We start from the raw sequence: 14,151 nt of genomic DNA, 5'->3' as shown, positions 1-14,151 counted from the left end.
ATTTTATTGTTTTTTAGTATATAATAAATCTCATTGTTTAGTTTTGCAAATCAAATTGATATAGTATCTATTTATTGTATAATAAGAACAAGGTAGCAAGAGAAAATATTGAGAACATATGTGGAATTATAAATCAAGCATCAATAAATTTTTTCTAGTTTCATTCTTCTTATGGTGTCCTGTCAAACTTATCAAATAGAATACGACAAATTTGCTCAAGTACTAAGCTCTAAATATTATTTAGAGACAAAATATTCAGCAGATGGTATAATTAAATCCTTAATCTCAATAAGGTATAACAAGCCTAAAGGAGAGAAAGAATATTCAATTTTAGTTAAAGCTCAAACTAGACACTCAGGGAAAGTACAAGCTTACAAAATAATCACAGATACACACTTTGAAGCTATAGGAAAATTAATATCTGAAAACACTGAAAATATCATAAAATACGATGAATCTTATAATCCTTATTTCCCATATGAATCAAAAACAGTAATAGAAAAAAGAGACATTGTAACAGAAATTTCTAAATTTATCATTCCAGAAGAAGAATTTTAAAATTTATTAAAATAAAAAATAAATACAATAAAATAGCTGAGTTTAAAGTTTATACCGCTAATAGCTATACAATTGTTAGTTTCAGTAAAAATGAGATTCAAAAGTTTTTGGAAGAATTTAACTTCAAAGTAGAAATAATTGATAATTAAAGGTAAAATGCCATAATAAAGGGCTAAGAAGAGAAATATATCTCTTTAACTCAAATAGTTCATACCTTAATTTTAAAAATAATAAAAGTCAAATTTCAATTTACCTTATTGGATTACAATAAATTTTATATATTTTAATTATTAGTTTACAGTAATACTCAAATTTAAAGTTATTTAAAATATTTATTGAATAACTTTAAATAATAACTAAAAACCAAGCTTGTATCTTGTCCTAGTGAATAAAATTACCTTAAGGCGCTGTTTGATAAATTAATTTATAAGCAAAAGAAGCTATTTTTTACATATTAAATACTTAAACATAAAAAATAGCATTATGCTAAACAAAATACTTTTTAAATCATTATAGGGAGGATATTTAAACTTAAATCTTAACAAGAGTAACCCTATTGATATAACAAAGTTTCCCTCGTATGAGACCTTAGGTTAAATCTAATAGTTATTCAATAAATAGTATTATATGCAATACAGTCCTTTTTCAATCAACTAATTGGGTACTTTATTAATCTTTATGCTTTTATACCCAACCTCCTTTTAAACCTAAAAATAACGTCATTCACTTTAAAAATATTATTAGTTATTTATCTTCTATACCTGCATATATAGATATTCTAAATTCCCTATTCCCCCCAAAAAAAAGAAACCCCTTGGGGAAGGGGATTATTTAAAAGAATGTATGGTATGAAGTAAATATTGATAATAAATTCTTTTAATTTTAAAAAAGGAGAATATTTAATAATTAAATTATTAGTTCAATAATCTGATTATTTCCAGTTTTTTCTAAATTATTTTTCTATTATATCCTTTCTGTTCTTAATTCTATAAAACAGGTAATTCTATTTCCCCTTAAGATACAAATCTTTGTTGAGCGTAAGTTATACAAACAGAAAGACTTAAATGTGTTACAATATTATTACAAGTTATTTAAACTATAAATATTTTATCCTTAGGAGCAGTTTGTGAGACAAGACCCCCTGTTTAAAATTTTATATATTCTTTTATTTTTCACCCTCTTCAATGCTTGTTATGTACCAGGAGAAGTTAGAAGGTATTCTATATCCAATTTTGATGATATAAGCTTAGCTGAAATCATAACATTAGGAAAGGGTACTGTTATGCTTAAAGAATTTAGTTTTAACAACAGGTTTCCTTTTATAAAAGACACGGTATTCCTTATACCCTTAAGTTTGTAGCTCCTAGACATTTCACCCATCTTGTAAGTTCCAGAGAGGGTATTAAAGAGATTTATTTAAGAGGCGACATCAAGCTTCAATTTTTTCTACACTCAGGGCATTCTTTCTCTATACCAACATCATCTATTGAATCTCTACGATCAATTATTTCTGATATACAATTTAATCTATTTGGAGTCCGCAAATTAGTTACTCAAGTTCAACTGAATACACCTACAGGTATAATATCATACGCTAATCTTTACTACTCTGATGGTGTCTTATTCCTAAATTCTAATACTTATGATTTCCCCAGCATTTATTTTAGTAAATATGAAGTCAACAGGCTTTCTGTAATGCTTACAAGAAGTCATTATTCCTATCCTTGGCATGATATTTCAATAGGATTATATTAACACAAGATTTATTGTCATTCTCTTTTATTTGATATACCTTTATTAAGATATAAGAGCTTATAAAAAAAGTCCCTACTCCTATATCTTGTTTTGGAGAGGATTAATAGGAGTGTTGGGGACTATTGATAGAATGCTTTCTATCTTCTTATATCTACTTATAATATTATTTTATTTTTTTAATTTTGTAAATATTTTTAATCAATTTTATTATGTCACTTACTTACTTGCTTTCTCTATTGCTCTTAAGAGTCTAAGCTCTCCCTTACTTATACCTGACTTATTGAGCTCTTCCCTTGCTCCCATACACATTTTTGAGTCAAGTTTTCTATTTGATTCCTGCATTTCTTTAATCTCTAGCTCACTGGGTTCATAATCAATCCACTTCCTATCTACCCATCCCTTCTCCCACTCATAATATCCCTCATTATGATTATTTCCACTAAGCTCATCAAAATGTCTTGTTAGCGCTGAGACTACCTTTGCTCCGTAATAAAGCATCTTATCTGTTTCCATCTCTGTTATAAATTTATCATAATCATACTCTTCCCTGTCTGCATATTCACAATGTCCACTATAAGCTTAAATATATTTATGCAATTCATTGCTATATTCCCAAACGGAAGGTCTGGATTGCTTAATGATTTAATATTAACTTCATACTTATTCTTTAAGCTTCTAGGTATTCTGAAAAAGTCAATAACATACCCATTAACCCTAGCCTTGTAATTTGCCTCATACTCTGCATTCCCAAAAAAAGTTTCCTTCCTCTCAGATACTATATTCTCACAACACTTCTCACAACACAGTATCATAGGAAAGATTCCCTTATTTGTTTGTTTAATTCCTCTCATCTTTATCACCTCAAACCTAAGTTATTTTTTCTCTCTTTATTTTGTGTACATTATTATAATATATATCAAATAAGAATTAATACAATTGTATGCCCTTTTTATTATTTCTTTTCTTCTCAGTGATTTTTATTGTTTTTTTTTGATTTTGCGGTAAAATATTATTTATCTTTAACCTTTAACCATTTATAAAAAGTCTTGAGAAATTTTATTTCACATGGCTTTTTATTTATTTTTTTACTTTTCCCTTCCTACTTACTTTCTTTATTCTTACCTTCCACTTGTCTTTAGATTTATCTACAAATAACTCACATACAATCCCAGGACTTGACATATCAAAATGGGAAAAATTTTTAGAATAAAGTGTTATAACAGGGTTCTTTTCAGCTAAATACATATTATAAATTAATGGATAAATGTCATTATGCTGCTCCGGTACTATTGCTTCCTCCATAGCTAAATTTATTCTTGGATTTTGCAATATTTTAGTGTTTTTCAATTTTTCCTTAAGTTCATCAATAAATATCTTCTGATGATACACTCCGCTAAAATGCATCTTTCTATCCATTTCCATATCATCATTAAATATTTTCTTTTCAATATTTTTAATTTGTCTGAAAAGCGAATCTGATTGCTTTAAGACAAGAGAGTTAATAAGGTCTTGGTTATTCTTAGCATTTTGTATTTGATTATAAACTTCTCGTCTAAAAATATATTCTCTTGTATCAAATTCATCTCTACTAGTAGCTTTTAGTTTACAAAAATTACAATTCTTAATAATATCTGTCTTTAAAGGAGCCTTTTCCTCAAGCATTTGCTCTAATTTATATTTCTTAATTTCAAATTGAATACCATCATTACCAAATTCCTGCTTGCTCTTAAACTTCATAACATTTAACACTAATGCATTATTGTAAGTTACATTAGAGTCTTGATTTTGCTGTGGGTAAGATTTCTTACCCACAATGCATATTTTAGGATTAAATTTACTTAAAAATATGTTATAAATAGCGGAATATATGCTAATAAAATCCTTATTAACAAATTTTTCATAAGGGATGCTTTGTTCATGCTTTGCAATAATCTTAAGCTCCTTAATACCACCCTCATCTTCTGCAAATTCTTTCAAATACTCATCGACCTTGCTTACAAATAAATCTATATTCTCATCAAGAAAATCATTAACTATTTTCTTACTATAAGAGTCATCATTATAAATCCTCTCCATCTCTTCATATATTTTATTTTCGACATAATAAGATTTTGCCTCATATATGTTTTCAATTGACATTTGTGGATTCACATGCTCATGGCTTATTTCCCAATTCTCTGTGCCCTTGGGTGATAGAATCCAGTTGCTATGAAATTTATCAAGGATAAGTTTTAATACTCTTTTATAAAAAATAGCTTTATCCTGATTTTGGTGCTTATATATTCTATTACCTACAATATAAATTGCAGGTTGATTATTTGAGAGATAAAGATTGTACATAATAGGATAAATATCGTTATCATTGATAAATCTAGAAAACTTTCCTTCAAAATGTTCCATCTTATCTATTTCAAATTTACCTTTACTATTAAGTTTTGTATTTAACATAACTAAAGGGTCTAATATCTTAGTATCTTTTAAATTAGGTTCAAGATAATATGTTATCTGCTTATCTATAGGATAATGTAAGGGCAAACTGACTGATTCCCTTGCATTACTTGGAACTTTTTGAATATATGACCCTTGCACAATAATTTCATCACTCAATCCAAATTCTTCTTCAAAAAATTTTCCTACAGACTCTTTAATTTGTTTTAAAAGCGAGTCCGAATGGTTTAAGACAAGTGATTCAATCAAAGACTTAATAGATTTATCACCCTTAACATCTCGTATTTTCTTATACAGTTCATATTTGAGTTTATGGTGCTTGACTTCATATAGCTCTTCACTCTCAGGAAAATCAACACCATTACTAATCTGCTCTAGTTCTTCTTTATTTTCCGTCTTCTTGCAAGAAAAAATAGAAATAAAAATAATTAACATTAAATATATTTTCATAACCTTGCCTTATTTATTTTTATTTTATAGTGTTATACTATTGTAACATTTTAAAATAAATTCTAATATTTAAAACATAGGAAATAAAGAATTTTTTTATGAAAAGGCTACAAATTTTAATACTTTTAAGTCTAGTAATTAAGTTAAACGCTTTAATAACTACAAAAGATTTACTTAAATTTAGTCATGTAGAATATGATAATATAATCTCATCAAGGTACGCTACTTTATATCAACCTGTCGACAAACACACCTACTCTATTCTTGATAAATATTTTGAAAGCCTTGACGCTTACTATAACTCTATTTATGCTCTTAGTCATGCAACCTATGCTTATGAGAAATCTTTATTGTCTTTTGCTAGCATTAAACTTTCTTTAATGGAAAAGTTTGAGGAACAGTATAATCACAAAATTGAAGAAGAGCATTCTGTTCTTCATCAAGCCGAGGAGAAAAAAAATTTAGATTATAAGCATATGAGCGATCTTAAAAAGCTTTGCCAAACTCATAAGATTAATAAAGAAAAACTAAGACAAGAGCTTGTGGAATCTCTTAATCGGTTGGTTCATGACAAGAATAAACGAGATAAGTCATTTTTAAAAGCTATGGAAACTCAGAACACAATGAATAATTACAATGACACTCGTATTGAGAATGCTAAAGCTAAGGACAGTCTGAGGCAGGAACTAGACCAAATGATTACAGAATTAAATAGCTTAAATGAGAAATTTAGTCTAAGCGAAGATAAATTGAATAAGGCTTACAAGGCTAATGCCGTTAATTTTAAGACATGGCAAACAATGCAACATAAAAAAGACACATTCTTTGCTGAAATGGAGAAGGCTTGGAATGAGCTGGAAATGTCACATGAGCCTTGGTCAAAGGAAAAATTTGAAAAGAATAAATCACATTATTTAAAGACAGTAGATAAATTTGAAACTACTGCTGAAAACAGATATAAGGCTAGTAAGAATATTTATGACAATCTGATAGCAATCAAGGTGGCTGAAAAAGAATATTTTGAATTGAATCTAAAAGTAATAGATAAAGAAGTATTAGTTAAGAAAGGAAAGATACACTTAATGGAATATAAATAGTGTTTTTATATTCAAAAGATATCATCTGGACTCAATCACAACTACAATAAGCTTACAACAAGAAATTATCATAACAAATACAGAAAGAACTGACAGCGTAACTAATTCACAAAATGTCCAACCCAAAACACATTTTCTATTCTTCAACTTTACCCCTAAAACATATATTTACGGTCTGGTCTTCATTGCGTATAATCCTTAAAATCCCCCTCTCATTTTCAATTTCCGAAGTTTCCCCAAAAATATCCAATTCCACACTACCCATCTCTCCCACAGAAATATCACCCCCCTCCTCTATCTCACAATCTCCCAACAGCTCCTTAAGACACTCCTTCTGTATATCATAAATATCCATATAATCCTCACTAATATTAATATAATCAATCATAGTAGGCTGAACTCTAGGTAAATTATATTCTTCATCTGTAATTTTATTTTTCAAAATATCTCCTGTTGTCGAACTTTATTACTCAAAATTAAAATAACAAAACTCAACCTAAAGCATCATTATAATATAGTTAGACTCTGAATGCAAAATGCTTCTCTGCATACAAAACACCTCAAATTCTTTATTGCATTTTGCATATTTCAAATAAAATATAACCCACTCATTAACTTATTGTAAAAGTTAAACAAAAAAATTTAAAGGTAATTAAAATTTTAAATCACAAAAATCAACATAAAAATTTAAAAAGGTAATATACTGAAAAATATCATAAATACTCTCCAGTATATCAATTAATAATATCTTCTAAATATTACTCATGCTTTTACGAAAATACAGCTGAAATCATTCCTGCCGCTCCACTCAAAGCAGAAGTAGCTTTAATTAATGACACCAAAGGATCATTAAACTTAGTAGATGAAGGCTTACTTAAATCATTTCTTAACTCATTCTCAACGCCCCCATACAAAAGGTTTTCCACTCTCTTCATAAGGTCTTTTATACATTTCTTACTTTCTCGGTCTTGTGATGAATGTTTGTTACTATTCATATATCCACATGCATCTATACCTGGATTAGTTTTATCAAATTCTTCTAGTACCTTACTCATGTCTGCTTTCTTGTTACCACCATCACCAACTGCTATCTGTGTTAATTTATCAAGTAAAGAAAGTAGTTTGCATGCCTCTTCTATATTGCTACCTACTACACTTGCTACACCCTCACCACCGTATCCGGCATTTACTAATGTCTTAAATGCCTCTTCAACCTTTCGTGCTGAATCTTTAACTAAGTTAACAAGACCCGGAGCCTTCTTTAAATCTACAGAATTTCTTCTACCATTATCAAATTCACCACTAACCTTGCCCCTTGACTCACCAGAATCTTTTTCTGCATCGCCTGCAATTCTTTTAAGATCCTCTTCCGTTAAAGCCTTAACCTCTTCTAGCCCCAACCCTGTAAGCTTGCTTATTTCCTCTGCTACAGATTTTGCCACTTCCGAGGCCGAGTCTTCGGCTAGTTTAGTCTCAGCCATAGCTTCTTCTAACTCTTCATACAGCTTACAATTAACTAACAACGCTACAGCCAGTATTCCTATTATTTTAATATATCTCATATATACACCTCATTTAAAATCAAACATACTACATAAACCCTAGAATTAAATGTTCGTTACCTTAAATTAATAAAGGAACATTAATGCCTATTTACTTACCCGCCCTATATTTATTCTCTACTCTAAACATAAATTTGGAGTTCTTTACTTAAAGATATAAATTTAAAGGTGTATTTCTATAACAAAGAAATCATACTTAAAAGGAGAGGAAAGTAAATGATAAGAATTTTATTATTAGTATTTTGTATGATGTGTTTTTCATGTTCTGGGATTAAAAACACATTAAAGCCTTCTAAAATTTCCGTGTTAATTGATGGGCGTTTTGATGATAAATCTTTTAATGAAAGTGCTTGGACGGGTGTCAAGGAGTTGGAAAAAGATTTCGGAATAGAAGTAGTGGGTAAAAAGTCTACCCTTGATTCTTATATAAATGATATTAAAGAATTAAAAGATGATGGAACTAATTTAATTTGGTTAATTGGATATAGATTTAGCAATGTTGCAATTAATGCTGCCTCAGACACACCAGGGCTAAAATATGCAATTGTTGACCCTATTTATGAAAGTGGCATAATTATTCCTGCAAACTTGGCAACCATAACTTTTAGAACAGAAGAAGGAGCCTTTTTAGTAGGATATATTGCAGCCAAAACTTCTAAGACAGGGAAAATAGGCTTTATGGGTGGAATTAAGAGTGGAATAGTTGATTCATTTAGGTTTGGATATGAAGCTGGTGCTAAATACGCTAATCAAAATATAAATATTCATAGTGATTATTTAGGTACTTTTGATGACGCTGAAGCTGGAAGAAATATGGCAAAACAAATGTATGCTGATGGCATTGACATTATTTATCATGCAGCGGGTTTAGGCGGTATTGCAGCTATTGAGGTTGCAACAGAACTAGGAGAGGGTCATTATATCATAGGAATTGACCAAGACCAATCATATCTTGCTCCTGATAATATATTGACATCCTCAATCAAGGACATTAAAAGCATTGTATATAATATTTCTGACAATTACTTAAATAAAAATATTTTTGAAGGGGGTAAGATACTAAGCTATGGTCTTAAAGAAGGATTTGTAAGCTTTGTTAAAAATCCCAAAATGATTCCTTTGGCGTTAGAAAAGGAACTAGATGAAATGTCTGAAAAAATAATTAACGAAGAAGTTATTGTTCCCTATGATGAGGAAACTTATGCTCAGTTCACCTACGAACACTTTTAGCATAAAGAGTTAAGTTTTTTTAATAAAAGAAGAGGCTTAAACATTTGTTTCAAGTCTCTTCTTTTAAAAATAATACTCTTATGGCTCTGTTTACAGACATAGAAGATTATTTACTCGTCATAGAAAACAAAGGTAACTTTATAGCTTTAAAAACAGAAAGTCAAAAAAGTTAATAAGATTAGCTATAATATTTAATCCTATTTCTTTTACATACTATTAATCCAACACATAAAAATGGGAGCTCTCATGTCAGAAAACTCCCAAATTCACTAAAATTTTATTTAATAAAGTCTCGTAATTTATTGGGGTCAGCTAGTATATCTATAATATCACTAACCTTTGTGCTAATTTCAAGATAATTTGTATCAGGATTATCTTTTCTGAACAATTTTATCTTATCGCCAGTTTTATTGAATTTATTACAGTACATAGAATAATGCTTATTTTCAATCATTGTGCTAAACTTAATGGAAATTGCCATCTTATCAATCTTATCAGAAGAAGTCTCCTTACTTTGAAGAATTTCATTTAGATTTACTACACTATCCATCTTTAACTTAACAGTTTTTTGGTTATCATCAACAAAGTTTAGCATGTATGAAGTAGTACTTTCATACAGATTATAATAATCAAAATAATTTTTAAGCTCTACCAGATTTTTTATTCCCCTATAGTGTAGTCTTTTCTTGTCCGCAAGTATGCTTACAGAAACTAACTTAGCGTTTGTTATGCTTAATTCTTCATTTATAATATCCTTTTCCTGCTTGATGTCAACCCTCACATCTAAATTTAAAGGGTATGTTCTAATATAATATTGCTTCTTTGTAGGAATCCATACATATTGATTTGAGTCATCAATTTCAATAACCGTATCTTCACCTAGACTTAAAGTTTCATCCCTTTTGTTTAGTTCCTCTCCCTGTTTTCTCTCTTCTTTATTTGCTTCTTCCTCCTCTCGTTGTTTCTTTTCTTTACTTTCCTCCTCCTGCTGATTCTCTTTTTTGCTTGCTACTTGCTGTTTTATTTTCTCATCAAGCTTATTGTCTAGCCTTTTTTCCAATTGCTGATATATTGAATCAACCAATCCATCGCCACCATTATTACAAGACAATACACAAACAATAAACAATGGAAATATTTTCTTTAACATGTTTCAAACTCCCTAACCTTTAACATTAATATAACTATTATTTTATAATTTTAAAAAAGTTTTGGTCAACCAAATTACAATAAGCCAAATTGCCTAAAGCAAATTGTTTTAATTGTTTAATTATTATAAAATAAGCAGATAAAATGTCCACTTTATAACTCACACCCTATTATGTTTTATATTAATGACAAATTTATTAAGATATATTACCTTTGTAGGTGAGTTTGGTTAAAATTGAATTATAGTTTTATATTACTTATCTTCAATAAGCTAATTTGTTCTCTGTATTTGCCTTGGTGGCTTATTTAGAACACTCAAAACACAATATATTAAGTTAAAGGAGGAAAGAGTATTTATTATGAAGGAAACATTACTTTTTCAATTCAAGAATAATACTATCAATTACAAACAAGAAATATATGCTGGTATTACTACTTTTTTAAGCATGGCCTATATAATAGCTGTAAATCCAGCCATACTTTCAAATACGGGTATGCCAATAGGAGCTTTAGTTACTGCAACTTGTCTTGTATCCGCATTTTCTACAATACTTATGGGTCTTTATGCCAATACTCCCTTAGCACTATCTTGTGGGATGGGTCTTAACGCTTTTTTTGCATTCTCAATAGTAATAGGAATGAATATTCCTTGGCAAGTAGCTCTTGCTGCTGTTTTTGTTGAAGGTATTCTTTTTATTATTCTATCGCTAACAAAGATAAGAGAAAGTATCATAAACTCAATTCCTATGAATTTAAAATATGCTATCTCTGTTGGTATAGGGCTATTTATATCTTTTATTGGACTTGTAAATAGCGGAGTCATTATTAAAAATGATGTAACGCTGGTTGGCCTTGGCCAATTTAATAACATAAAAGTTTGTCTTACATCCATAGGGCTCTTTTCAATAATATTTTTAGCGCATTACAAGGTAAAAGGCAGTATCTTGTGGTCAATTATTATAACAACAGCAATAGCTTGGGGCTATGCTCTTCTTTATGAAGAAAGTGCTCATGCTGCAGGAATATATCTGCCAGACGGGTTTTTAAGATACGAATCCATTGACCCCATATTTAATAAACTAGACTTCTCTTATATGATGGGAGACAAAATGTGGAGTTTTGTTTTTATAGTGCTGGTTTTATTGTTTAATGATTTATTTGATACCGTAGGTACTATGATAGGAGTAGCTAAGGAAGGCAATATGCTAGATGAGGAGGGCAATATTCCTAATGCGGGAAAGATATTATTAGTTGATGCTATTGCTACTACAGCTGGAGCCGTATTGGGGGTTTCTACCGTTACAACTTATGTTGAAAGCTCTACAGGTATTGCTGAGGGGGGAAAGACGGGATTTACATCCATTGTAACAGGGCTATTATTTCTAGTCTCAATTTTCTTTGCACCCTTATTTGTTGCCGTTCCATCAAGTGCCACTGCTCCTGCCTTAATTTATGTAGGGTTTTTAATGTTTAAAGGAATAAAAAATATCGATTTTGCAAACACAATAGAAACTATTCCTAGTTTTTTAACACTACTTTTAATCCCATTAAGCTATAGCATAGGCTCTGGGCTTAGCATTGGAATAGCATCTTATGTGATAGTAACCATAATGTATGACCTACTTATGGGAGAAATACCTAAAATATCTCTCTTGATGATGTTCTTGGCCTTTATTTTCATAATTAAGCTGGTTTTTTACCATTGATTTTCTATGCGAACTTTACTAGCAAACTACTGTTTTACTAGTGTACCTACTACTTCGGCAATCTACCGAAGTAGTATTTTAGCAAATACAAAATATCTTAAATAAGTCTTTTTTTATTGGAAATAAGTCGATATTGCCATATATTAATGCTATATTAGTAATGTTTTGATATTGTTTTAATATTAAATTTTCATAGTAATAAAATGTTGCAAATATGATTTTTATAAATCAAGGAGAACATTATGAATAAAATCAATATCTGTATATTACCATTATTATACTTTTCTATTCTTGCATGTCAAAATTCAATCACAGACTCTGACTCTGAAGAAAATGACACAGGTGAAGTTGCTATGTCCACAAGTGATTTTCAAAGCGATGATGGGCAAACAGAAACCATTACCAAATTAACCATTACCAAATTAAGTAAAGAAGATGTTACTAAGCTTAAAGATTTTGTTGAGAAAACTAAGGAATATGGAAGCACACTAATATCTATCTATAATAACAACATTGGAACTTTTAATAATATCAACAGTTATTCTGTTGTTGAATGTGACGATTACACTGAGGGTAATAAGAGTAAATCATGGTGCAAAAACTGGAATAAAAAACGCAAGGAGTATCTTGAAAAGCTTAAAAAAGACAATAAACTTACTGACGAGTTTAAAAAACTTGTGGCTATGATAAAGACTGACATAAGTGCTTATATCCCCCAGGCCTTGACTGATGCAATTGCTAAGCTTGAAGAAGCTTTAAAAAAGGGCACTACTGAGCCCGTTAAAGCCGTTGATGCTCAATCGACTATTGATACTTTTTATGAAACCATAGATACTGCCATCACAAGTTATGCCGATGCCTTTGTCCATCTAGCTTCTACCTTATCTTCTAAAAAATTTGCTGATGCTACTAAAAGTTTTGCTGATGCTACTAAGGTTTTCGTCGACAATAAACATGATGCAGCTATTAGTGGTGTTGTTCTTGGCATTAGAGCTGTTGTTTCCCAAGAGGGTATTGATAAGGCTAAGCAAGCTGCCAAAATTTTCGGACCAGAAGGGGAAAAATTTGCCCCCGCTATTGACACACTAGACGCTGCTTATAAGACAGTTAAGCCATAAACTTATATTTAAATTATATAAAAATAAACAAGACAGAGGAATAAGGACGCTTAAATAGAGATTTCTTATTTCTCTTAAAAATTGCACTGTTTCTTTGCTTCTCTTCTCATAATAAAGATTTCCCTAAATATGCTCTATATTTAAGTGGTTATGGAGGAGGAAAAATGAGAAAAAGCGTAAGCATATTACTTGTTTCAATTTATATTGTCTCATGTAATAGGCTCGATGTTTCCATAGACACACAAATAAATAGAATTGAGAAAATAAAAGAAATTGAAATCACAGATAATAACAATCCTTTTATTTTCAATACTGATGATATAAACAGAACCAAGAATATCAAATTAACCAAAGAGGACAAAGATAGACTTGTGGCTTTTGGTGCCAACAAATATGCAAGTGCTCTGTTATCCTTTTACAATAAATATGATAACTTTTATGAAGCTACCATAACTTATTACAATTGCGATAATAATGATGTCTCTTGCAAAAACAAATCACTTCTTCTTTATAAGAACAATGACAATATATTCAAATTAAACTATAGTAATCTTACTAAAGAATTTAGAGCACTTGTAGTGATTTTAAAGGAAAGCGCACCAAATTACATCTCCACAATTTTGAGTGAGGCTATTGATAAAGTTGAACATTGTTTTAAAAAAGCCGTTGATTCTAATCAAACCCACAAGGATTATTTAATTATTGATGCTAATTGTATTTATTCTTATTTTTACGGCATCAATATTGCTATCACTGACTATATTGATGCCTTTACCTCTGTAGTAAACGTATGCTCTTCCCTTTATTTTACTTATTCCGTTCGAAGTTTTGCTGATATGGCTAAGAAATTTGCTAAAAAAAGGGGAATTAAATCTATTACTGCTATTGCTTGTGCTATTGAAGCTATTGTTTCTAGTGGAAGCATTGAGGAAGCTAAAAAACTTGCTGAAGAATTAGATAGAGAAAGGGAAAATGAGGGAAAAGAATTTGCAAAGGCTATTGATGCATTAAATGTCGCTTATAAGACAGTTACTTTATAAAGGTACTTATTAAATACAAATAATATTAAAATAAGAGG

Annotated in this window: 13 protein-coding genes; 7 read left to right on the top strand and 6 right to left on the bottom strand. The window is 29.9% G+C overall.

The window, feature by feature from the left end; genetic code table 11:
* Window positions 1-171: 171 nt before the first annotated feature.
* Entirely contained in the window at window positions 172-558 is a 387-nt protein-coding gene (locus tag DB313_RS05230; RefSeq protein ID WP_120104823.1) for a hypothetical protein, read from the top strand.
* Between the two features lie 1,126 nt (window positions 559-1,684).
* Window positions 1,685-1,918 carry a hypothetical protein gene (locus DB313_RS05225; protein ID WP_120104822.1) on the top strand — a complete coding sequence of 78 codons (234 nt, stop codon included), beginning with the start codon at window positions 1,685-1,687 and terminating at the stop codon, window positions 1,916-1,918.
* A gap of 611 nt (window positions 1,919-2,529) precedes the next feature.
* On the opposite strand, the gene DB313_RS05220 is transcribed toward DB313_RS05225, so the two are convergent.
* The 3 genes from DB313_RS05220 to DB313_RS05210 form a co-directional block, all read right to left on the bottom strand.
* Window positions 2,530-2,826 carry a hypothetical protein gene (locus DB313_RS05220; RefSeq protein ID WP_120104821.1) on the bottom strand — a complete coding sequence of 99 codons (297 nt, stop codon included), beginning with the start codon at window positions 2,824-2,826 and terminating at the stop codon, window positions 2,530-2,532.
* A gap of 5 nt (window positions 2,827-2,831) precedes the next feature.
* On the bottom strand, window positions 2,832-3,164 hold the full coding sequence (locus tag DB313_RS05215; RefSeq protein WP_120104820.1) for a hypothetical protein: 333 nt from the start codon (window positions 3,162-3,164) through the stop codon (window positions 2,832-2,834).
* Window positions 3,165-3,390: 226 nt separating this feature from the next.
* Window positions 3,391-5,211 (bottom strand): hypothetical protein, encoded by a 1,821-nt coding sequence (locus tag DB313_RS05210; RefSeq protein WP_120104819.1) that lies wholly within the window; start codon window positions 5,209-5,211, stop codon window positions 3,391-3,393.
* A 98-nt stretch (window positions 5,212-5,309) separates the two neighbouring features.
* Between DB313_RS05210 and DB313_RS05205 the strand changes: the two genes are divergently transcribed.
* Window positions 5,310-6,308, top strand: coding sequence for a hypothetical protein (locus DB313_RS05205; RefSeq protein ID WP_120104818.1), 999 nt, complete (start codon window positions 5,310-5,312; stop codon window positions 6,306-6,308).
* 136 nt (window positions 6,309-6,444) lie between these two features.
* On the opposite strand, the gene DB313_RS05200 is transcribed toward DB313_RS05205, so the two are convergent.
* Both DB313_RS05200 and DB313_RS05195 read right to left on the bottom strand, forming a co-directional pair.
* On the bottom strand, window positions 6,445-6,750 hold the full coding sequence (locus tag DB313_RS05200) for a hypothetical protein (protein ID WP_120104817.1): 306 nt from the start codon (window positions 6,748-6,750) through the stop codon (window positions 6,445-6,447).
* Between the two features lie 328 nt (window positions 6,751-7,078).
* On the bottom strand, window positions 7,079-7,870 hold the full coding sequence (locus DB313_RS05195) for a hypothetical protein (RefSeq protein ID WP_120104816.1): 792 nt from the start codon (window positions 7,868-7,870) through the stop codon (window positions 7,079-7,081).
* Between the two features lie 216 nt (window positions 7,871-8,086).
* Here DB313_RS05195 and DB313_RS05190 point away from each other — a divergent pair, with 216 nt between their 5' ends.
* Entirely contained in the window at window positions 8,087-9,100 is a 1,014-nt protein-coding gene (locus DB313_RS05190) for a BMP family ABC transporter substrate-binding protein (protein ID WP_120104815.1), read from the top strand.
* Between the two features lie 277 nt (window positions 9,101-9,377).
* Here the strand turns inward: DB313_RS05190 and DB313_RS05185 are convergent, their stop codons facing one another.
* Complete coding sequence (locus DB313_RS05185) at window positions 9,378-10,250, bottom strand: hypothetical protein (RefSeq protein WP_120104814.1); 873 nt, start codon at window positions 10,248-10,250, stop codon at window positions 9,378-9,380.
* A 358-nt stretch (window positions 10,251-10,608) separates the two neighbouring features.
* On the opposite strand from DB313_RS05185, the gene DB313_RS05180 reads away from it, so the two are divergent.
* From DB313_RS05180 to DB313_RS05170, 3 genes are all read left to right on the top strand, one after another.
* On the top strand, window positions 10,609-11,955 hold the full coding sequence (locus DB313_RS05180; RefSeq protein ID WP_120104813.1) for an NCS2 family permease: 1,347 nt from the start codon (window positions 10,609-10,611) through the stop codon (window positions 11,953-11,955).
* 242 nt (window positions 11,956-12,197) lie between these two features.
* On the top strand, window positions 12,198-13,073 hold the full coding sequence (locus DB313_RS05175; RefSeq protein WP_120104812.1) for a hypothetical protein: 876 nt from the start codon (window positions 12,198-12,200) through the stop codon (window positions 13,071-13,073).
* Window positions 13,074-13,237: 164 nt separating this feature from the next.
* Window positions 13,238-14,113, top strand: a complete 876-nt coding sequence (locus tag DB313_RS05170) for a hypothetical protein (protein ID WP_120104811.1) — start codon at window positions 13,238-13,240, stop codon at window positions 14,111-14,113.
* Window positions 14,114-14,151 lie beyond the last annotated feature (38 nt).

Source organism: Borrelia turcica IST7 (assembly GCF_003606285.1).
In the GTDB taxonomy this organism is placed as follows: Bacteria; Spirochaetota; Spirochaetia; order Borreliales; family Borreliaceae; genus Borrelia; species Borrelia turcica.
This window is presented reverse-complemented; position numbering and strand designations above follow the sequence as displayed.

Coding starts and splice junctions, on each gene's coding strand:
- DB313_RS05230 (WP_120104823.1), top strand. CDS start 172: ATGGTGTCCTGTCAAACTTATCAAATAGAATACGACAAATTTGCTCAA.
- DB313_RS05220 (WP_120104821.1), bottom strand. CDS start 2,826: ATGGAAACAGATAAGATGCTTTATTACGGAGCAAAGGTAGTCTCAGCG.
- DB313_RS05215 (WP_120104820.1), bottom strand. CDS start 3,164: ATGAGAGGAATTAAACAAACAAATAAGGGAATCTTTCCTATGATACTG.
- DB313_RS05210 (WP_120104819.1), bottom strand. CDS start 5,211: ATGAAAATATATTTAATGTTAATTATTTTTATTTCTATTTTTTCTTGC.
- DB313_RS05205 (WP_120104818.1), top strand. CDS start 5,310: ATGAAAAGGCTACAAATTTTAATACTTTTAAGTCTAGTAATTAAGTTA.
- DB313_RS05195 (WP_120104816.1), bottom strand. CDS start 7,870: ATGAGATATATTAAAATAATAGGAATACTGGCTGTAGCGTTGTTAGTT.
- DB313_RS05190 (WP_120104815.1), top strand. CDS start 8,087: ATGATAAGAATTTTATTATTAGTATTTTGTATGATGTGTTTTTCATGT.
- DB313_RS05185 (WP_120104814.1), bottom strand. CDS start 10,250: ATGTTAAAGAAAATATTTCCATTGTTTATTGTTTGTGTATTGTCTTGT.
- DB313_RS05180 (WP_120104813.1), top strand. CDS start 10,609: ATGAAGGAAACATTACTTTTTCAATTCAAGAATAATACTATCAATTAC.
- DB313_RS05175 (WP_120104812.1), top strand. CDS start 12,198: ATGAATAAAATCAATATCTGTATATTACCATTATTATACTTTTCTATT.
- DB313_RS05170 (WP_120104811.1), top strand. CDS start 13,238: ATGAGAAAAAGCGTAAGCATATTACTTGTTTCAATTTATATTGTCTCA.